The 20,739-nt window shown below is 39.6% G+C and carries 20 protein-coding genes; 16 read left to right on the top strand and 4 right to left on the bottom strand.

Features of this window, described 5'->3' with window-relative positions; all coding sequences use genetic code 11:
- Positions 1–277: 277 nt before the first annotated feature.
- Positions 278–1,222 carry a c-type cytochrome gene (locus FSZ17_RS22320; protein WP_057772705.1) on the bottom strand — a complete coding sequence of 315 codons (945 nt, stop codon included), beginning with the start codon at positions 1,220–1,222 and terminating at the stop codon, positions 278–280.
- Positions 1,223–1,627: 405 nt separating this feature from the next.
- On the opposite strand from FSZ17_RS22320, the gene fdhD reads away from it, so the two are divergent.
- From fdhD to FSZ17_RS22255, 13 genes are all read left to right on the top strand, one after another.
- Entirely contained in the window at positions 1,628–2,374 is a 747-nt protein-coding gene (fdhD, locus tag FSZ17_RS22315) for a formate dehydrogenase accessory sulfurtransferase FdhD (RefSeq protein WP_057772707.1), read from the top strand.
- A gap of 60 nt (positions 2,375–2,434) precedes the next feature.
- Positions 2,435–5,407 (top strand): formate dehydrogenase-N subunit alpha, encoded by a 2,973-nt coding sequence (gene fdnG, locus FSZ17_RS22310; RefSeq protein WP_146846573.1) that lies wholly within the window; start codon positions 2,435–2,437, stop codon positions 5,405–5,407.
- Positions 5,407–6,225 (top strand): 4Fe-4S dicluster domain-containing protein, encoded by an 819-nt coding sequence (locus tag FSZ17_RS22305; RefSeq protein ID WP_057772713.1) that lies wholly within the window; start codon positions 5,407–5,409, stop codon positions 6,223–6,225. The genes fdnG and FSZ17_RS22305 overlap by 1 nt, the downstream gene beginning before the upstream one ends.
- The gene (locus tag FSZ17_RS22300; RefSeq protein ID WP_057772715.1) at positions 6,218–6,889 is read left to right on the top strand and encodes a formate dehydrogenase subunit gamma; all 672 of its coding nucleotides are present in this window, start codon (positions 6,218–6,220) and stop codon (positions 6,887–6,889) included. The genes FSZ17_RS22305 and FSZ17_RS22300 overlap by 8 nt, the downstream gene beginning before the upstream one ends.
- Before the next feature lie 98 nt (positions 6,890–6,987).
- Positions 6,988–7,785: a formate dehydrogenase accessory protein FdhE gene (locus FSZ17_RS22295; RefSeq protein ID WP_057772717.1), complete on the top strand. Its 798-nt coding sequence runs from the start codon at positions 6,988–6,990 to the stop codon at positions 7,783–7,785.
- Positions 7,786–7,804: 19 nt separating this feature from the next.
- Positions 7,805–8,407 (top strand): molybdenum cofactor guanylyltransferase, encoded by a 603-nt coding sequence (gene mobA / locus FSZ17_RS22290; RefSeq protein ID WP_057772719.1) that lies wholly within the window; start codon positions 7,805–7,807, stop codon positions 8,405–8,407.
- Positions 8,408–8,445: 38 nt separating this feature from the next.
- A complete protein-coding gene (locus tag FSZ17_RS22285) occupies positions 8,446–9,675 on the top strand; it encodes a molybdopterin molybdotransferase MoeA (RefSeq protein WP_057772721.1) in 1,230 nt (409 codons plus the stop codon).
- 12 nt (positions 9,676–9,687) lie between these two features.
- Positions 9,688–11,625: a molybdopterin biosynthesis protein gene (locus tag FSZ17_RS22280; RefSeq protein WP_057772723.1), complete on the top strand. Its 1,938-nt coding sequence runs from the start codon at positions 9,688–9,690 to the stop codon at positions 11,623–11,625.
- 28 nt (positions 11,626–11,653) lie between these two features.
- On the top strand, positions 11,654–12,121 hold the full coding sequence (locus FSZ17_RS22275) for a molybdenum cofactor biosynthesis protein MoaE (RefSeq protein WP_057772725.1): 468 nt from the start codon (positions 11,654–11,656) through the stop codon (positions 12,119–12,121).
- Positions 12,114–12,347, top strand: a complete 234-nt coding sequence (moaD, locus tag FSZ17_RS22270; RefSeq protein ID WP_057772727.1) for a molybdopterin converting factor subunit 1 — start codon at positions 12,114–12,116, stop codon at positions 12,345–12,347. Before FSZ17_RS22275 ends, moaD begins: the two co-directional genes overlap by 8 nt.
- 18 nt (positions 12,348–12,365) lie before the next feature.
- Entirely contained in the window at positions 12,366–13,385 is a 1,020-nt protein-coding gene (locus FSZ17_RS22265) for a MoeB/ThiF family adenylyltransferase (RefSeq protein ID WP_057772729.1), read from the top strand.
- A gap of 567 nt (positions 13,386–13,952) precedes the next feature.
- Entirely contained in the window at positions 13,953–14,237 is a 285-nt protein-coding gene (locus FSZ17_RS22260) for a YwdI family protein (RefSeq protein WP_228460255.1), read from the top strand.
- A gap of 47 nt (positions 14,238–14,284) precedes the next feature.
- Positions 14,285–14,656 carry a DUF423 domain-containing protein gene (locus FSZ17_RS22255; RefSeq protein ID WP_057772731.1) on the top strand — a complete coding sequence of 124 codons (372 nt, stop codon included), beginning with the start codon at positions 14,285–14,287 and terminating at the stop codon, positions 14,654–14,656.
- Between the two features lie 92 nt (positions 14,657–14,748).
- Here FSZ17_RS22255 and gerQ read toward each other — a convergent pair whose 3' ends face one another.
- Positions 14,749–15,195 (bottom strand): spore coat protein GerQ, encoded by a 447-nt coding sequence (gene gerQ / locus FSZ17_RS22250; RefSeq protein WP_057772734.1) that lies wholly within the window; start codon positions 15,193–15,195, stop codon positions 14,749–14,751.
- A gap of 431 nt (positions 15,196–15,626) precedes the next feature.
- Positions 15,627–16,373, bottom strand: coding sequence for a hydrogen peroxide-dependent heme synthase (hemQ, locus tag FSZ17_RS22245; protein WP_057772736.1), 747 nt, complete (start codon positions 16,371–16,373; stop codon positions 15,627–15,629).
- Between the two features lie 373 nt (positions 16,374–16,746).
- Between hemQ and pta the strand changes: the two genes are divergently transcribed.
- Both pta and FSZ17_RS22235 read left to right on the top strand, forming a co-directional pair.
- Positions 16,747–17,724: a phosphate acetyltransferase gene (gene pta / locus FSZ17_RS22240; RefSeq protein WP_057772738.1), complete on the top strand. Its 978-nt coding sequence runs from the start codon at positions 16,747–16,749 to the stop codon at positions 17,722–17,724.
- Between the two features lie 238 nt (positions 17,725–17,962).
- Positions 17,963–18,799, top strand: coding sequence for an octanoyl-[GcvH]:protein N-octanoyltransferase (locus tag FSZ17_RS22235; RefSeq protein ID WP_057772740.1), 837 nt, complete (start codon positions 17,963–17,965; stop codon positions 18,797–18,799).
- Positions 18,800–19,310: 511 nt separating this feature from the next.
- On the opposite strand, the gene FSZ17_RS22230 is transcribed toward FSZ17_RS22235, so the two are convergent.
- Positions 19,311–20,048 (bottom strand): RsfA family transcriptional regulator, encoded by a 738-nt coding sequence (locus FSZ17_RS22230; protein ID WP_057772744.1) that lies wholly within the window; start codon positions 20,046–20,048, stop codon positions 19,311–19,313.
- 312 nt (positions 20,049–20,360) lie between these two features.
- On the opposite strand from FSZ17_RS22230, the gene FSZ17_RS22225 reads away from it, so the two are divergent.
- Positions 20,361–20,585, top strand: coding sequence for a YuzB family protein (locus FSZ17_RS22225; RefSeq protein ID WP_057772746.1), 225 nt, complete (start codon positions 20,361–20,363; stop codon positions 20,583–20,585).
- The last annotated feature ends 154 nt before the right edge of the window (positions 20,586–20,739 follow it).

Here is a 20,739-nt window from a genome sequence, read left to right as displayed (position 1 = left end):
TTAAAGATAAGAAAGTATAACTTTTCTCGAGTTAGAGAATTGTCTAGCTCCAGCGCCTACCCCCGACGTACAGGACGTACTAGTGTCGACAATGCGACAGGACGTCGCGCTTTTGTCGACCTCGAGGTCGTAAGCCAGTCCGCCAAGAAGGTTAAAGAACAACCTTCCTGTCGGCCTGTCTTATGCTTGTCGGGGGTGAGCATAAAGGAAAGCTTCACGAATAGACAACGCAGGAACAATCTGTTCTTTGATTGTTCCGAAGGCGCTTGCGCTTTTCTTATTTCTTTTCAGCGTTATCAGTCTTTTTCCCTGCAAGTGTTTCGTATGCTGCATCATCTGGTGCATCGCCATTTGGCCAATCATAAATTTTATCAGGGAAATCTGGGCGCATTTGTGAATTAATATATGCAGCAAGATTCATTGCTTCTTCATCTGTGAGTGAGCCTGGTGCATATCCGCCTACCTCTGCTTTTGGCATATATTCTTGAATGAATCCAGCTGATGTTCTTAATCTGGCCATTCCAGCTCCGATATTATAAGAATCATCTCCCCAAAGGGCAAGCGGAGTTCCTTGGCCGCCATTTTCTCCATGGCATGAGATACAGGCTTTATTGTATATTTCTCTTCCATTTTCAATATCAACATTCTCAATATCTGCTTCAGATTTTTTTAATTTTGCCCAAGGCCTTTCAGTTGTTCCATCAGGGACATTTTGTGAGATGTAATCGTAGAAAGCAACCATCGCTTTCATTTCTTGTGAATCCTTTGGAAGCGGTTTCCCGTTCATACTCCTTTTAAAGCAGCCATTAATCCGATCTTCAAGTGTAACCTCTTTACCAGCCCTAGGATTATATTGTGGATGGGTTTTTGAAATACCAACTAGGTCTAGTGAGCCTCCATATCCCCCATCAGCATGACAGCTTGCACAGTTTAATGTGTTTCCAACATACCCATCTAATGCTGTGCTAGTTTCCGTTGCGTATTTGTAGCCAAGCTTAATCAATTCCCCTTCTTCTCCTTCAGGAACATCGTCAAGACTTGGAGGAGCATATGGATGCTTAGCCACTTCTTCCGAAGGGTCTTGGCTGTCTTCATTATCTACTTGTGAATCTACTGCTACATTTTTATCTGAATCTTTCACAACGAAAAAAGTTATGGAAAATCCCACAACTAACAGTGTAGCAATGGCAAGAACAGATGATAGAAATAATTTGTTCTTCATGGTAATCTCCCTTCCTATTTGGAAATTGTCATTTCAAGGATTTGAAAAATATTACTAATTTTCGCCTTCAGTATAGGGGGGGATTATTAAGATTTGATTAATTTTCTCTATCCTATAAATTTGAACATTCTATGAAGACACAAATCATTCACAAATTAAAAATGAACATATTGTGAACAATCAGAAGTTATTAACATTTTCACTGTCTGCATGTGATAAATATTACTGTTTGTTTATTCGCGGGCAGTTAAGATGAAACCGAACTATTATTAATCCAATAATTTAAACTATAGCAACATAATAATTACACAATAGTCTTACTTTTTTGTGACTTTAGTCACGGAATAATATAGTATTCCTTCTTAGAATACAAAGAGGTGCATTCCACATAAAGGAGAGAAAGCAATGAATAAAAAGGGGTGCCCAGAAGAGTTTCCTATAACTCTCAGAATCAATGGATATGAAATGGCTGTTTTTCAGCTAACGAATCACGATTTAGAAGATTGGGCATACGGATACTTGTTTTCAGAAGGTATGATTGCTAGTCGAGAGGATATAAGGTCCATTCATTATGATGAAACGACAGGAATACTTGAAGTTTCCCTTAAGGATGGTTTTGATCCAGAAATAATGTTTTCGAAGAAGAAGCATTATACAGCTGGCTGTGGAAGAGGAGTCACATTTTTCTCGATGACAGATGTGAAAACGTTTTCTAAGGTGCAGTCAGAAAAAACCTATCTATTAAGCTATATTTTGAAGAAGCGAAGCGAATTTGCCAAAAACTCTCCATTGTATGCGGAAACAGGAGGCATGCATGGTGCGTGTATCGTTCATGCAAATGGTGAAATAACTGTTCGAGAGGATATAGGCAGACATAACGCTGTGGACAAAATTATTGGTCATGCCATCCGGACAGGCTGTAATCCGAAGGAGTTGCTTCTTTTGACAACAGGACGCGTTTCCTATGAAATGCTTTCTAAAGCAGCAAAGTTTGGATTTGCTGTTATCGGCTCACGGACAGCAGCAACAAAACAAGCTATTCAATTAGCCAAATTTTTAAATGTCGAAGTGGTTGGTTATTTAAGGGGAAGAATGGCTATTCCTTATACATCATTTGGAAGGGTCATCAATGACCTCGAAGAAAGAATTTAGGGGTTTACCCATATTATTTGGTTTAAATAGATCCTATATATGAAAAAAGGGGGAGAAAGCATGGATTTTACTAGAAGGCAGTTCTTAAAATTGTCTGGTGCTGTAGCGGCTACGATTGCTGTGGTTGAACTAGGCTTTGACGATAAGAAGGCAAGAGCAAAGTCAAAAGATTTTAAAATTGCAGAATTAAAACCAACATCTACTATTTGTCCATATTGCTCAGTAGGATGTGGAATACTCGTTTACTCGAAAGATAACGATGTTATTTATACAGAAGGTGACCCAGATCATCCAATCAATGAAGGGACCTTATGTAGTAAAGGAACAACAGTACGTCAAGTTTATACGTCTGAAAAACGGATAACAAAACCAATGTACCGTGCTCCAGGAAGTAATAAATGGGAAGAGGTAGATTGGGACTGGGCACTTGATAAAGTTGCTAAAAATATTAAAGAAACGCGTGATCGTACATTTGTTCATAAGGAAAATGGCGTGACCGTGAATAGAACAGACGCAATCGCCTATTTAGGCGGAGCGGCTCTTGATAATGAAGAATGTCATTTATTGCAAAAATTATTTCGTGCCGGTCTAGGGTTAACTTATATCGAGCACCAGGCCCGAATATGACATAGTTCAACGGTTGCCGGTCTGGCACCTTCATTCGGTCGTGGCGCAATGACAAATCACTGGAATGATCTTCAGTATGCCGATGTACTAATGGTCATCGGTGCGAACCCTGCTGAGAATCACCCGATCAGCTTTAGATGGATCTCTAAGGCTATTGAAAAAGGCGCAAAACTTATCTCGGTTGATCCGCGCTATACTAGAACATCGCAGATGGCTAGTACCTATGGTCAGCTCCGCTCTGGAACTGATATCGCCTTCATTGGCGGGATGATAAACTATATTCTTGAAAATGAGCTGTATCATAAAGAATATGTATCATCCTATACAAATGCCTCTTATATCGTTGATGATCAATATTCGTTTAAGGATGGTATTTTCAATGGATATGATGAGAAAACAAGAAAATACGATAAAAAGCAATGGGGCTTTAAAAAGGACAAGGAAGACAAAATTATCAAGGATCCAACATTAAAAGATCCTCGTTGTGTCTTCCAGCTTATGAAAAAGCACTATTCTCGCTATGATATTGATACAGTTGTTGGTGTAACAGGCACCGATAAAGAAACCTATAAAGAAATTTGTAAAGCATATGCTTCAACAGGAGAAGTAGGAAAGGCAGGTACAATTCTGTATGCAATGGGAGGCACTCAGCATACAGTTGGTACACAAAATATTCGTTCTTACGCTATTCTCCAACTATTGTTGGGGAATATAGGGATTGCCGGGGGCGGTGTGAATGCGCTTCGTGGGGAATCAAATGTTCAAGGCTCAACAGACTTTGGTCTGCTTTACCATAACGTCCCAGGCTATATGGAAGTGCCGACTGACGCTGATGTAACGTACCAAGGATTCCTTGATCGCATTACACCAAAGGCTGGTTATTTGACAAATAAGCCGAAATTCTTTACGAGCATGTTGAAATCATTCTATGGTGACAATGCTACAAAGCAAAATGAATTTGGGTATCATTTTATGCCAAAGTTAGGTGCTGGCAAAGATTATTCTTATATTCGATTATTTGAAGCCATGTACCGTAAAGAGTTTGAAGGATTAATGATGTTCGGTGCCAACCCGGTAGTAGGGGGACCACATGCAAGCCAATCTATTAAATCACTAGCCAATTTAAAATGGATGGTGTCGATTGACTTATTTGAAACAGAAACATCTTCATTCTGGAAAAAAGAAGCAGGATCTGATCCAGCATCAGTTCAAACGGAAGTTATTTTCCTTCCAGCATGCTCATCCTATGAAAAAGAAGGCTCGGTAACAAATTCTGGGCGCTGGATGCAGTATCGCTGGCAGGCAATTAAACCAAAAGGTGAGTCAAAAGCCGACTTAGAAATAGTTCATATGCTAGCACGTCGTCTTAAAGAGCTGTACAAAAACAGTCCGAATCCTGCTGATATGCCATTGAAAGCTTTGACTTGGAATTATGGTGAATCCGATCATCCAGATATCGACTTAGTTTGCCGTGAAATAAACGGTTATGATGTGAAAACGAAACAGCAAATTAAAGGCTTTGCAGATTTAAAGGATGATGGATCAACGAGCAGCGGCTGTTGGATTTACTGCGGCTTCTATCCTGAAAATGAGAATCTGGCGAAGCGCCGGGATAACACGAATGAAGGCATGAGTAATTTCTTGAACTGGTCGTATGCTTGGCCAGCAAATCGCCGTATTTTATATAACCGTGCAAGTGCCGACTTGAATGGAAAAGCATGGAGTAAAGATCGAGTAGGGATAGAATGGAATCCTGTTGAAGGGAAATGGAAGGGAAATGACATTCCGGATTTCGCAGCAACAAAAGGACCGGATGATCCAACATTTATAGATCCATTTATTATGATTGCAGGTGGTAAAGGAGGATTGTTCGCGGGTATTAATGAGGGACCATTCCCAGAGCATTACGAGCCGTATGAAAATCCAATTTCCAATGCATTCTCTAGTGTTCAATTAAACCCAGCTGTTCAGTTCGGTGAAAAAGCAACAAATGTTAAAGGCGATGTTTCTAAATATCCAATTGTTGCAACGACTTACCGTGTATCCGAGCATTGGCAATCAGGCAGTATGACTCGAAATGTTCCTTGGTTGGCTGAGCTTGTTCCGCATATGTATATTGAAATTAGTGAAGAGCTTGCAAAAGAAAAGGGTATTGCCTATAAAGATAGAATAATTGTTTCGTCAGCCCGTGGTGAAATTGAAGCATATGCATTGATCACAAAACGCTTTAAGCCTTATAAGCTAAAAGATAAAACAGTTCACCATATTGGTATGCCGTGGCATTTCGGTTATAACGGAATTGCAACAGGTGCAACTGCCAACGTCTTAACTCCAAACATTGGAGATGCTAACACAACAATTCCTGAATTTAAGGCGTTCCTTTGTGATATTAGGAGGGCGAAATAATGGCGGATTATATTAAATTTGTTGACGTGACGAAATGTGACGGATGCCGTGCATGTATGGTGGCGTGTAAAAACTGGAATGACCTTCCTGCTCAACCAGAGGAGTTCACAGGTAGTATTCAATCTCATAACACACTTACAGCAAATACTTGGAATGTCATTACCTATGACGAACAAGTAACGGCAAACGGTAATTTTGAATGGTTGTTTAGACATAAATCTTGCCATCACTGCGGAGAAGCTTTCTGTGAAAAAGCATGCCCAGAGACTGCGATTAGCCACACAAAATTCGGTTCTGTTGTTGTCGATGCAGATAAATGTGTAGGCTGTGGATATTGTGTGAATAACTGTCAATTTGGTGTGATCCAACTGGCGACTTATGTAGATGACAAAGGCAAAGAGTACCGTAAAGCACAAAAATGTGACCTTTGCACAGGTCGCTTAGAAGAAGGACTAAGACCTGCATGTGTAACATCTTGCCACACAAACTGCTTAGTTTATGATGAGAAGGAAAAAGTGTTAGCGGAAGCTGAAAAGCGTTTAGCAAAAATTAAAGAACGTTTCCCTAATGCAAATATTTACAATCCACCAGGGATTAAAGGTACAACGACAGTTTATCTTCTTGCAGATAAGCCAACTGTTTATGGCCTTCCAGAAGATCCAAAGGTTGCTCTTTCCCAAATTGTTTGGAAGGATTACGCACAGCCACTTGGGAAAATGATGCTAGGTGCAACAACGATGGCAGTAATTGGTGCAGCGATTTCTACTGCGATTAATAAAGGAAAAGGTGAACATGAAGGAGGTCAGGATCATGAGTAATGAAAAAACCCCAAAAACGATTAAACGATTCAATAAAGGTTTTATCGTAGCTCACTGGGTAAATGCAATTGCATTTTTTACTCTATATATTTCAGCCCTTCCTATGTACACGGAGTTTTTTGACTGGCTATATGTTGTTTTTGGTGGACCAGCTGGTGCTCGCTTAGTGCACAGAATCGCTGCGGTGGCATTTATGTTACCTCTATTCATCATGATCATTTTTGATTTCAAAGGCTTTAAAAATTGGATGAAAAATATATTCTCTTGGAAAAAGCATGATTTAATGTTTTTCCCACAATTTTTAAGAGAGTTCTTCGGACTAAAAGCGAAGGTTCCGAAACAAGACTTCTTTAATGCTGGTGAAAAAATAAATTCTTGGTTAATGATTGTAACAACACTTATGCTAATTAGTTCAGGGTTAGTAATGTGGTTTCCAGCATTTTTCCCATCTGCAGTTTTATGGTGGGCATACCCAATCCATAATATCGGCCTCGGCTTAGCTGTCGCTGTCGCTGTTGGTCATATTTATATGTCTCTAGTAACTGCTCGCCCTTCAATGAGAGGTATTACAAAAGGGGATGTTACTGAAGAGTATGCAAAGGACCATCACGGACGTTGGTATGATGAATTACAAGAAGAAAAGCAACAAAGGAAACAAGCTTAATGTGAACTTGGAATAAATATGCGAAAGAGCTACCCTGAATGAAGGGTAGCCTTTCCTCTATTTGCATTAGTTAAATAAAACCGAAAGCGGTGTTTTTTATGGCAAAAATAAATGTGCTTGATTCAGAATATGAAAAGCTGCAAAAAGATATTCAGGCGTTAAACGATAAATGGAGTGAGCAATGTTCCGATATCATCATAAATGGAATCGAGAAAATAAAGGATATGAAAGCTCCATATCTCTCGCAGCTTGAGCTTGCAATAGACTTTCATCAATACCGATCCTTTATTGAAGAGTTGCTCGCATTAATAAGTTGCAATAAATCAGAGTTGAAAATTTCAGCAGATAAAGCAATTTCACTTTTAAATGACGATGTGCTTCAACGCTGGTTCAAAGAAGCAATTGCTGTGAATGATATTTATTTTAAAAAATTTGCTGAAGAAAATGATCTGCCAGAATGGCTTCCTATGTTTGCAGCTGAGCATGCTGTTCGCCCTTATTTACAGAAAGCAGCAGAAAAGTTAAAAGATAAATTGAAAAAATCGGATCATAATCATGGCTGTCCTTCCTGTGGTGAACCTGCTCGTTTTGCTATAATTGATAAATCGGGCAAGAAGGAACTAACATGTCCTCGCTGCCTCCATTCTTGGGAAGAAAAGAAAATTAGCTGTGCCCACTGTGGAACAGAAGGAGATCTTGTCATCATCAAAATTGAAGAGGAAGAAAGTGCAGAAATCCATGCGTGCCACAAGTGTAAAGGGTATACTAAAGTTATCGATGTAAGACAAATGTTCAAAAAGGAATCTCCAACCTTATTAGATATAAAAAGTATTCACCTAGATTATATAGCTCAAGAGAAGGGCTTTGGTATTCCAGAAGTTACGGGAGCTCATTAATTTTTAGGCAGGTGATAATATGCGGACAACGGGAATCATAATGGCAGGCGGCAAATCGAGCAGGATGGGAACGAATAAAGCCCTTTTAAAAATAGAGGGTAAATCGGTTATTGAAAAAATTGCTGCAGAACTCAAAAAGTCAGTCTCTGAAATTATCATTGTGACAAACACATTTGAAGATTATCAATCTCTCGGTTACCCGATGGTGCACGATCAATGGAAGGGGATGGGCCCCCTTGCAGGAATACATGCCGGTTTGGAAGCCTCTCATACAGATAAAAATCTAGTGGTTGCTTGTGATATGCCGTTTATATCATCAGAATTAGGAACGATTTTGCTCACTTTTTTAGAAGATTACCAGGCAGCTGTTCCTAACATTTCTGGACAGCTTCACCCTTTGTTTGCAGCATATCGTAAAGGTGTTCTTAAGGAATTGGATGCATCTTTACAAAAGCAGGAGCTGCGAATACGACAGTTTTTAGATAAGGTTAATACAAAGACCGTCACAGAAGCCGATCTTCAAGAGGCTGAATTCCATTATAGAGAACGTCACTTATTTAATATGAATCATCCAGTGGAATTTGAAGAGGCTTTAAAAATAGAAAACGGCCATTTGGAATAAAAACAGCCTATGATAAATAAAGAAAGCAGAGATTAAAAATGAAATTTTTTCAGGTTAAATCGGTTGAAGAAACATTCAAGTTAATAAGTGATCAGATTAAACCATTGACTGAATATATAACAAAGCCTCTTTTTGAAGCGCTTCATTTCGTTTTAGCTGAAGATATTTACGCAAAGGAAAATGTTCCGGATTTTCGCCGCTCATCGGTTGATGGATATGCGGTAAAGGCAAAGGATACATTCGGTTCCTCTGAAAGCATACCTGGATTTCTTACTCTCGTTGGGGAGGTAAAGATGGGGCAGGCCCCGCATCAAGCCATTCAAGCTTCTGAGGCTATGTATGTTCCGACAGGTGGCATGCTGCCAGAGGGAAGTGACGCAGTCGTAATGATTGAACACTGTGAGGATTTGAGCGGTCTGATTAATGTATACAGACAAGCAGCTCCAGGAGAAAATGTCATTTCTGTTGGAGAAGATATGCGGCAAGGTGAACTTTTATTGAAAAAGGGCACGATGCTTCGCTCACAAGAATTAGGCGCACTCGCTTCACAGGGGATTACAGAAGTAGTTGTTGTTAGAAAGCCGGTTATTGGATATCTATCATCAGGAGATGAAATTGTCCCAATCGACACTGACAAGCTTGCACCAGGTCAGATAAGGGATATGAACAGCATGACGATTGGGGCACTTGTGAATGGATGGGGGTTCACCTTCCTATACGGAGGAATCGTACCTGATAATCGAGAAGAGTATAAGAAGGTAGCAGAAGAATTATTAGCCAAAACAGATTGTTTAGTCATTTCTGGAGGCAGTTCAGTTGGAACAAAGGACTATTCTGTAGATGTCATTCAATCACTTGGTGAGCCTGGTGTGTTCGTCCATGGTGTGGCGATAAAGCCTGGTAAGCCTACTATATTGGCATTAGCAGATAAAAAGCCTGTCATTGGTCTTCCGGGTCACCCGGCTTCAGCGGTCATTATTTTTCATCTGTTTGGAAAAGTTATTTTAGAACAGCTGCAGGGCTTAAAGTCTCAGGAAAAGCAGCTAACCTTTGCAAAGGTAACGAAAAATATTCCGTCTTCTCCTGGAAGAACAGACTTTATTAGAGTCCGGCTTTTTGAAGAGGAAGGACAATGGTATGCTGAACCGATATTTGGAAAATCTGGTCTCATTTCCACTCTCGTACAAAGTGAGGGGATGATTGAAATTGAGGCTCCGAAAGAAGGAGTTCAAAAGGGGGAACTCGTTCCGGTAAGAATATTTCAATAAGGGGTAGGACCAATGACAACAAATCATTATAGAAGAAAAATATATTTGGAGGACAAGCCACGGCTTGAGGCAAAAAATGAGATGATTAAACATTTTAGGCCAAAAAGGGAAGTAGAGTGGCTTGAATCAACAAATTCTATAGGTAGAGTTTTGGCTGAGCCGGTTTTTGCAAAAAGTTCAATGCCGCATTATCATGCATCAGCAATGGATGGGATTGCTGTAGTCGCTGAACAAACCTATTCAGCTCATGAGCAAAATCCGATTCAGTTAAAACGAAATGAAGATTTTATCTATGTCGATACAGGGAATCAAGTACCATCACCATTTGATGCCGTTATTATGATTGAACACGTAGAGGAGCTTAATGAAGAGACGGTCGAAATCATTGAGCCCGCTTCACCCTGGCAGCATATTCGTCCAATTGGGGAAGACATCGTGCAGGAAGAAATGCTTTTTCCGCAGGGGCATATCATTCGTCCAGTTGATATCGGAGTGCTTCTTGCATCACGTACATTAACCATCCCAGTGATAAAAAAGCCATTCGTTACAATTATTCCTACTGGAAACGAGCTTATGGACCCAGGTGATGACATTGCCCCTGGTAAATTAATTGAATTTAATGGAACTGTTATCGCGAATTATATATCAGAATGGGGTGGGGCCCCTCAATTAAATGCCATTGTGAAGGATGAGCCTGAGCAAATTAAAGCGACTCTTTTGAAAGCCTCGGAGCAATCTGATATCGTCGTGATTAATGCAGGATCCTCAGCTGGCTCAAAGGATTATACAGTCCATATGATTGAAGAGCTGGGAGAGGTCTTTACTCACGGGGTAGCAACTCGGCCAGGTAAGCCTGTGATTATTGGAAAGATTAACGAAACGATTATCATTGGTATCCCGGGATATTCAGTATCCGCCTATTTAGCGTTAGAATGGTTCGTAAGACCATTGATTTGTGAGTTTTTGCAAGTTTCGGAACCAAAAAGGCTGATGCTAAAGGTGAAGCTAGGACGCCGAATCGTAGGGACGATGGGTGCTGAAGATTTTATTCGTATGAATATTGGGTTTGTTGCTGGAGAATTTATTGCCAACCCGCTTTCACGGGCGGCAGGTGTAACCATGTCGCTTGTCCGTGCTGACGGACTTCTTGTGATCCCTCCGACGAGCCTTGGCTATGAACAGGGAGAGTACGCAGAGGTTGAATTGCTAAAGCCTTTGGAAGAGATAAAAAATTCCATCGTATTTATCGGAAGTCATGACTTAACAATTGATCTATTATCCTCTGAAATGAAGAAAAGGAATAGAAGCTCTAGCGTTATGTCATCTCATGTTGGAAGTCTAGCAGGAATGATGGCTATTAAGAAGGGTGAAGCTCATGTGGCTGGAATCCACCTGCTGGACCCTGAATCGAAAACATATAATAAAACCTATATTCAAAGATTTTTAGCAGATAAAGAGGTTGTTCTTTATCCATTTTTAAAACGAAAACAAGGCTGGCTGTTGTCGAAGGGCAATCCGCTTGAAATAAAAACATTAGCAGATATAAGAAATAAGGAGGCCCATTTTGTTAATCGACAAAAAGGCGCGGGTACAAGAATCCTTTTCGACATGCTGTTAAGAGAAAGTGAAATGAGTGTTGAAGAAATCATAGGCTATGAACGAGAAATGTTTTCTCATTTAGGTGTTGCTGCAGAGGTGAAAGGGGATCAGCATGCTGTTGGTCTTGGAATCTATCCTGCTGCAAAATCAATGGGACTTGATTTCATTCCAGTCTCAGATGAGCATTATGATCTACTGATGACAAAAGATTTTTATGAAAGCGAGCAAGGCAGATGTTTAATCGAAGTCATTCAGTCTGTGGGATTTATAGAGAAAGTAGAAGGAATTGGCGGTTATATGATAGAAAAGAACCCAGAGCCAATTTATTTTAATAGCAAATGTGAAGGATAATTTTTTAAAGGAAAGGACGGGTGAGCAATTGAACTTCTACGAGATTTCTAAGGAACCTATTATCATTCAGGAGGTCATTGATAAGGTTGTACAGCGCGAAGCAGGTGCCATCACAACCTTTATCGGGACCGTTCGTGAGCTAACTCATGGGAAAAAAACTTTATACTTAATTTATGAAGCTTATGAATCGATGGCGGTGAAAAAGCTTGAGCAAATTGGCCAGGAGATAAAGGAACGATGGAGTGGTACCGAGGTTGCGATTACTCATCGAGTCGGGAAGCTGGATATTACAGATATCGCAGTCGTAATTGCTGTTTCCACCCCTCACCGAGCGGATGCGTATGAGGCGAATCGGTATGCTATCGAGCGAATTAAGGAAATCGTCCCAATTTGGAAAAAAGAGCATTGGGAAGATGGGGAAGAATGGATCGGAAACCAACTTGAAACAGTTGCATATCCAAAAGGAAAACCGGAGGAGAAGGACTTAAATGAATAATATCTTATTCTTTGCTCATTTACGTGATGCGGTAGGAAGAGAATCTGTTCAGCTAGATGCTAGCGGTAAAACAGTCGCTGAGCTTAAACAGCTTATTACTGATAAATATGAAGCAGTGAATCTTGAACATGTCATGACAGCAATTAATGAGGAATTTGCTTCAAATGAGGATGTTATTCATGATGGTGATGAAGTAGCCTTTATTCCTCCAGTTAGCGGAGGTTAATCGAGGGGAGTTTTGATCATGGATGAAAGGTATTCCCGGCAAACTTTATTTCCTTCCATAGGAAAAGATGGACAAGAGAAAATCCGTTCAAAGCATGTTTTAATGATTGGGGCTGGAGCTCTAGGCTCAGGAAATGCAGAAATATTAACAAGAGCGGGGATTGGCAAGCTGACAATTGTGGACCGCGATTATGTGGAAGCGAGTAATCTCCAGCGTCAGCAGCTTTATACGGAGCAGGATGTTGAAAAGAAGCTTCCTAAGGCAGCAGCGGCGGCCAGCAGATTGCGAATGATTAATTCAGATGTAGACATTCAAGCGGTTATTACGGATGCTACTGCATTAAAACTAGAGGAACTCGTTCAAGGTGTAGATTTAATTATTGATGCAACGGATAATTTTGAAACGAGAATGGCGATCAATGATATTTCTCAGAAGTATAACATCCCATGGATATTTGGTGCGTGCGTCGGCAGCTTTGGCATGAGTCTCTCCATTGTTCCAGGGAAGACACCGTGCTTAAATTGTTTACTTAAAAAAATGCCCATTCAAGGAATGACCTGTGATACAGGAGGGATCATTGCCCCGACCGTGCAAATGGTTATTTCACATCAAACCGCCGAAGCTTTAAAAATGCTTGTGGAAGACTGGGATGCTGTCCGATCTTCTTTTGTAAGCTTCGATTTATGGAGAAATCAATATACGAGTATGAAGGTTTCGAAAGCAAAGGATGAAGGCTGTCTGTCATGCGGAATAAATCGAACGTATCCATATCTTGACAGTGAAAATATGATGAAATCAACCGTCCTTTGCGGAAGAGATACCGTACAGATTCGCCCGCCAATGCAGCAAGATCTTCATTTAGGAGATTTGTCTCGACAGTTAACATCTCTTGGATATACTGTCAAAGGGAACCCTTACTTGATCTCTGTTGAAATGGGCGAACAGCGGCTTGTTATTTTTAAAGATGGACGAGCATTGATCCATGGTACAAAAGATTTAGCACAAGCAAAAACCATATACCATCGTTTGCTCGGTTAAAAAGAGTAAAAGTCCTAACCTTTTGGTTGGGACTTTTTTTAAATTAACTAGAAAAAACATGTATATTGTTGAAATCCTGTAGGTTTTACGTGGATTTTACAAAAATCAGCACGTTTCACGTGAAACAGACATTTTTTGACTATTAAAGAGGAAGAGAATGCTGTCTAATCGAAAATTCATATGGTTTCATGTATAATGTAGATTGAATAATTTGGAGAATGATTAGAAAATGAAGACAAATAGAATTGATTGTTTAAAGTGTAGATTTTTCTATGTTACGTGGGATAATAGATTCCCAAGGGGATGTAAAGCTTTTCAATTTAGCTAATAGGAAAAATTAAGTTTATTAACGTACTAAAGTAAAGTGTGATTTCAATTAAATATCCGCTAATAAGATCGCATAAGAAAAACTAAGGTATTCGCCAAAAAGGACTTGGCGAACGCCAAGTTTTTCTAAAAACGAATAATCTTCCTTCAGTAGAGGTAATGCGAGCTTCTGGCAAGCCTTGCTTGCGTTTTGAAAAGAAAGATCTTTGAATATAATAGATATTAGAATTTTAAGAGGTGATGATGTTGAATATTTCCGTTCAGCAATTGCTTGGAAAGATTGAAAAGGAATTAATGGAAGCGAAGGAGAGTTCAACAACTGCCAGGATAAGGGAAAGAGTCCAAGCTATGAAATCACTTTGTGAACTCATTCTTGATGAGCCTGAGACAACAAAGGGAATCTCTTCAACACCAACCGCATTTATGCCCCCAGCCGTCCAACCAGTCCAACCAGCTAGCATTCAACAGCCAAAGAGATTGGAAATGGAGGATGAGGCAAACGGGGAATCATTATTTGATTTTTAATATCAAATAAGTTTGAACTATATCATTGAGATGCGAGGGAAAATGAAATGAAGTTATTTATTATTCTAGGGGCTTTGAATGCTTTTCTATCAGTGGCATTAGGAGCATTCGGTGCTCATGGACTTGAAAAATGGGTAGAACCAAAGTATATGGAGATTTGGCAAACAGGTGTACAGTATCAAATGTTCCATGCAGCAGGCTTATTGGTGATAGGGGTGTTGCTTGGCAAATTGCCGGATAGTTCTTTATTATCTTGGTCTGGATGGATGATGTTAATTGGTATTATTCTTTTCTCTGGAAGCTTATATGTATTAACGCTCACAAAAGTAGGTATACTGGGTGCGATCACTCCGTTTGGCGGAGTTTCCTTTTTAGTAGCTTGGGTGCTGCTGATCATTGCTGCTGTTAAGCATCTATAACAAAAAGAAGCTTTGACCATTGTGTCAAAGCTTCTTTTTGGGGTTGAACACATATTTACTTTTCAATGTTGATACTGGCTGAAATCTAAGTATTATCGTGGGCTATATTGCGATAGCATACCAGGTGGTGGGGTAATTCCGGGATATTCGTATTCGATTGGCTCACTAAATACCACATAATCCAAATAAACCATTGGGATTAAGTATCTCACACCTGTTTGCGGATCACTTATTATGACGTGGTCTCTGCCGGCTGCTTCTATAATACCTTCAAATTTTTTTTGTTGCTTGTCTTCGAAGGTAGCAAAGATCGTTACAAGCTTCCCTTTGTTCAAACGCAAAATGTTTTCAATGTATGACTGTTCAAGTGGAAGCATACCAGTGACTTGCGGTGCTGTAGTTGTTTGCGGGACTGGCATTGGCATAGGCGCAGGCGGGACTCCATACGGCGTAGTCCTTTGTGCAGAAGCACCTGCAAATGGCTGCTGATACCCATAATATGGTGTAGTTGTGTACGGATTAAAATTAGATTGACTCACTCTTTTTCCCCTCCCAAAAATCAAAATCATTCAAAACCCATAGAGTGGAGCTCGCGGCCACTAAAGCTAAACGATATAGTAGTGCAGTGGAGCAAGGTTTTGCTTATTTAATTCTCAAAGCAGCTTTAAAACAAAAAAGTGGAGTTTAATCATATTTTCTCAATAGGGTCCGAATCTTAAAGTAACGATTGAAAGATTTCCTTGCGATACCTTGAGAAAAATCAATAACATTGAAAAGGTATGGATAAACACTCACTAATTCATAAGTATGTATAAGCCATTTTTTTTATTCCAATATTTTATCGTGGATAATTGCGTCAGCTTTTCGCTAGTTTTAGGAGAGATCTTCTAGGAAATGAGGACCAAAAAGGAGGATCATCCGTTCATTTCTACGTAAAAAAACTCCCAGACGGGGCTGGGAGTTTAAGAGATTAATTTACATGCAGCAGCTTGCTTACTCGATCTTCCTCAAGAAGATTTCCAATGAAGAATGAGCCAAATTCGCCGTAGCGAGCACTTACTTCATCGAAGCGCATTTCGTATACAAGCTTTTTAAATTGAAGAGCATCGTCCGAGAATAAAGTAACGCCCCATTCGTAATCATCGAAGCCAACAGAACCAGTAATAATTTGTTTTACTTTGCCTGCGTATTGTCGGCCAATCATGCCATGGCTGCGCATCATGTCGCGACGGTCCTCCATCGGAAGCATATACCAGTTATCATTGCCTTGACGACGTTTATCCATAGGATAGAAGCATACATGCTTCGCTTTAGGCAAAATTGGGTAAAGACGAGCAAGAATTTCAGGACTTTGATATGGATCCTGATCGGAAGGTAAATAATTGCTTAATTCAACGACTGACACATAGGAATAAACAGGTACCGTATATTCTGCTAACTTGGTCTTATTGAATTCATTTTCAATTTCATTAATTTCCTCTAATGTCGGTCTTAAGATCATCATCATAAAATCAGCTTTTTGGCCAACGATTGAATATAATGCGTGGCTGCCTTTTTTCTCACTTTGAGTTCTGTTCCACTTCTCAACAAGGGATAAGAACTCATGAATAGCCGTTTGGCGTTCATCACTTGATAACAACTTCCAAGACGTCCAATCAATAGCACGAAAGTCGTGTAAACTATACCAGCCTTCAAGTGTTTTTGCTGCTTCACTCATTACGATCACTCCTAATAGACATTTCTCTAACTTAAGAAAAATTATTTTTCCTTTTAATTTTTACACCATAACTATACCATAGTTTCTCCAATTAACATGTTAATAAAACTTGAAATAGAGATGGAAGTAGAAAGAGTATGGCTAAAATGTGGATATTTTGTTACAGGCAGCAAATATTAAACTTTGTGAATTTGGGGAAAAATGGTCAAATAGCTAGAAATGATTTGAAAAGACTATATTTCTATTGGAATACTGGTCAGTATTTAATATCTTGAAATTACAATTATGTACGGTATTCTAAATAGGTGAAGTGAAATAAGCATCAAGTATTATTCTTAAATACATAGATACTTACATCCAAAGGAGAATTCGAATGAGTGACTTATTTTCATTGCTAAAAGAAAAGGTAAATGGCCAAAATGTAAAGATTGTATTTCCAGAAGGGGTGGACGAGCGAATATTAGGAGCGGCAGGAAGGCTTGCTGCTGAAAAAATCATTACCCCAATCTTGATCGGAAATATTCAAGATATTGAGTCAAAAGCTAATCAAATGGGTATTTCTCTGGAAGAGGCAGAAATCTATGATCCTAACCAATATGCGATGGTGGATGAATTGGTTGCGGCATTTATAGAAAGACGGAAAGGGAAAGCTACTGAAGAGGAGGCACGCAGGATCCTCCTTGATGAAAACTATTTCGGTACGATGCTTGTTTATACAAATAAAGCAGATGGGCTTGTTAGCGGTGCAGCTCATTCTACAGCTGACACGGTTCGACCTGCACTACAAATTATTAAAACAAAGGAAGGAGTCCGAAAAACTTCTGGTGTGTTTATCATGGTTCGGGAGGATGAAAAATATGTTTTTGCGGACTGTGCCATCAATATTTCTCCTAACAGCCAAGATTTAGCCGAAATTGCGATTGAGAGCGCAAAGACAGCGAAAATGTTTGACATGGAAGCACGTGTAGCCATGCTCAGCTTTTCAACGAAAGGATCAGCGAAATCGCCAGAAACGGAAAAAGTGATTGCGGCCGTTGAAGAGGCAAAAAAACGAGATCCACTTCTAATCCTTGATGGAGAATTTCAGTTTGATGCAGCCTTTGTTCCGTCTGTTGCCAAGAAAAAAGCTCCAGACTCGCCGCTGCAAGGTGATGCGAATGTATTTATTTTTCCAAGTCTTGAAGCGGGAAATATTGGCTACAAAATTGCGCAGCGCCTAGGTAATTTTGAAGCAGTTGGTCCAATTTTACAAGGACTAAATCGACCTGTGAATGATTTATCTCGTGGCTGCAATGAAGAGGATGTTTATAAATTGGCATTAATAACGGCGGCACAGGCGTTAAATCATTAAGGACAAGCAGTTTCAAAGAGCCGGGCTTCATGCCCGTCTCTTTTTTTCTGCCTTTTTAGCTGTTATAATGGGGTCTGGCCGATATAATAAAAAATTGACCGATATAATTGAGAATTAACCGATATATGGCGAAAAGTAGCCGATATTTTAAATGCAGAATGATAATGAGATTAAAAAATAGATAAAAAAGGATCATTTTTGATGGATTTGTTCCTTTTTAGATAAAAGGAGTACAAAAATGAGTGATTTATTACAGCAAGAGCAATGGAGAGTTATCGATCAATCGGCTCTAGCCGTTCATTTAAATGCTTTATATTCATTCGGGATGGACGATACGTTATGTACATCTGTCGGGGCGAACGCGGCTCCACCGACAGCTCGAGCTTGGGTTCATCATGATACCATTGTATTAGGGATACAGGATACGAAGCTCCCTTTTATTAAGGAAGGGATAGAGTATTTAGAGGGGAAAGGCTACCGTGTGATTGTCAGAAATTCCGGTGGACTTGCGGTTGTATTGGATGAAGGTGTATTAAATCTTACGCTTGTTTTTCCTGAAAGTGAAAAGGGCATCGATATTAATCGTGGATACGATGCGATGTGGGAACTTATTAAAGAAATGTTTTCAGATTTTAATAAGGAAATAGAAGCGAAGGAGATTGTAGGCTCTTATTGTCCAGGAAGCTATGATCTAAGTATTGGAGATAAGAAATTTGCGGGTATTTCACAAAGGCGTATTCGAAATGGGGTTGCCGTGCAAATATATCTTTGCGTAAATGGCAGCGGAAGTGCTCGTGCAGAACGGATTGAACATTTCTATTCCCTTTCAAGAAAAAACGAAATAACAAAATTTCAATACCCAGAAATAAAGCCGTCTGTCATGGCTTCTTTATCTGAATTATTGCAGGCGGACTTGACGATACAAGATGTAATGCTTCGTTTCTTGCTAGCCTTAAAAAATAAAAGCAATCACTTATTTTCAGGAGAGCTGTCTGGGGAAGAACCTTCTTTGTTTGAGGCTTATTATAACCGAGTAATGGAACGAAATGAAAAAATACTAGGTGAAGAGAAATAGTAAAAAGGGATTGTCCCATAAGTTGTCTGGCATCCATATAATACACAATATCTAGAATCTCACTCGCTTATTGATACTAGATATTGTTCTTGGTGCCTGACACCTATACTTTGGGGACAACCCCTTTTCTTAATCGAAGATTTGTTGCCTTCTCCTTCTCCCAATATAGGAAGTTTTATTTATAGAAAAATTGTCCTTTTTTTGAGTTAGAGAAATGTCTAGCTCCGAAGTACAGGACGTACTAGTGTCGACGTTGCCACAGGACGTGGCGTTATTAGTCGACCAGCGTCTACCCCGACGTGCAGGACGCACTAGTGTCGACAATGCGACAGGACGTCGCGTTTTTGTCGACCTCGAGGTCACAAGCCAATCCTCCCAGAAAGGTAAAGAACACCTTTCAGTGAGGCTCGTCTTGTGCTTGTCGGGGGTGGACACAAAGGAATGCTTCAGCGAATAGTCATCGCAGGAACGATTGTTCTTTAATTGTTCCGAAGACGCTTACGCTTTTCTATTACTCGGCTAATTTTTCCAAATTTCCGTTTCGGTCCATTTTAAATTTTGTTGCGGGTCTTTCTTCTTCTTCAAAAAGGACAAGCTTACGAGCGCGGTTCATGATCTTCATTAAGGTCTCGTAATCTTCTTGAATCGTTTCTGTATTTTCCTCCAGATGAATGATTTTGCCTTCTAATTCATTATTGCGACTCTTAATCTGCGCATTTTCACGCTTTAATCTTTCATTCTCATTTTTTAAAATTTCCAATTGAATACTCGAGTGTTTTAAAGTTTGTAAGTATGAAATGACATGATCAAGATTTAATTCTGAACTAACTTGATAGCTTATTTCCTCAGAGTTAACCGGGACAGTGATCGTTTCAATGGTTTCCACGATTTCCACCTGCTCTTCCATTGGAGGAGCCATAAGGGTAGTTGCAGTTATAGACACTGACTCAACCTCTGATATAGATGGTACTGGCGGTGAATAAAGTAGCTTTTTCTTTCCGCTTTGTTCCTTTCCGAGCAAACGATGCCTTTGCTTTCTCTGCTTTTTAGAAAGCTGCAATGCTTTTTCATATTGGTGCCTGACAACCGCATTCCAGCGAAAACCGCAGGCTGCAGAGGTTCGGTCTAATCGATCTCCTACTTCCTCAAAAGCATTTAATTGTGTACTGCCTTCTCTCACATGTCTTAAAACAGTTTCAGCTAGTAATAAATCATTTTCTTCAGTCCATGCATCTTGACGAACTTTCATGTTCTCAACTCCTAATTCATTTACATTTTGATTCCTTAATCTAAGCATGGACATTTAAGAAGAAAAATATACAATTTTGGATTAAAAGGATAGTAGATTTTTTTCTTTTTCCATTTTTTCACTAGATAGATATTATGAACGGCTTAAGATTCATAATATGCTGTCGCACTATTGTCTTTGACTATGTTCAGGTGCTTGCATTACTAGGAAAGAAGCTGTAAAATACAGCAAGGAGCTAGATAAGTAAGAAAGAAGAAAATCGGCTCAATTTGATCTAATAAAAAGTTTGACCGTAGAAAGGTTGTAATAGATATGGCAAACGAATTTCGTGTTTGCGACGATTGTCAAGGTGTTAACCTAAAAACATTAATCCCTCGTCTAAAGGAAGTTGATCCTGAAGCGAAGATAGAAATAGGCTGTCAGTCTTATTGTGGACCTGGACGGAAGAAAACATTTGCATTTGTGAATAATCGTCCGCTCGCTGGTTTAACAGAAGAGGAATTAATGGAAAAAATTAATAAAAAGCTTAAGAAGTAAAATCACCTTTTGAAAATGATCTTAAGGTGATTTTTATTTTGGCAGTGTTAAAGCTCAGTGTTGATAATGCTAATTTGTTGTTGATTGGAGCGGAAGGCGCGAGACTCCTGCGGGAGAAGCGAGTCAAAGGGAGACCCCGCAGGAGCGATAGCGA

The organism is Cytobacillus dafuensis (assembly GCF_007995155.1).
GTDB classification, from domain to species: domain Bacteria; phylum Bacillota; class Bacilli; order Bacillales; family Cytobacillaceae; genus Cytobacillus; species Cytobacillus dafuensis.
Note: the sequence above shows the minus strand (reverse complement) of the source record. Positions and strands in the feature narration are given on the sequence as shown.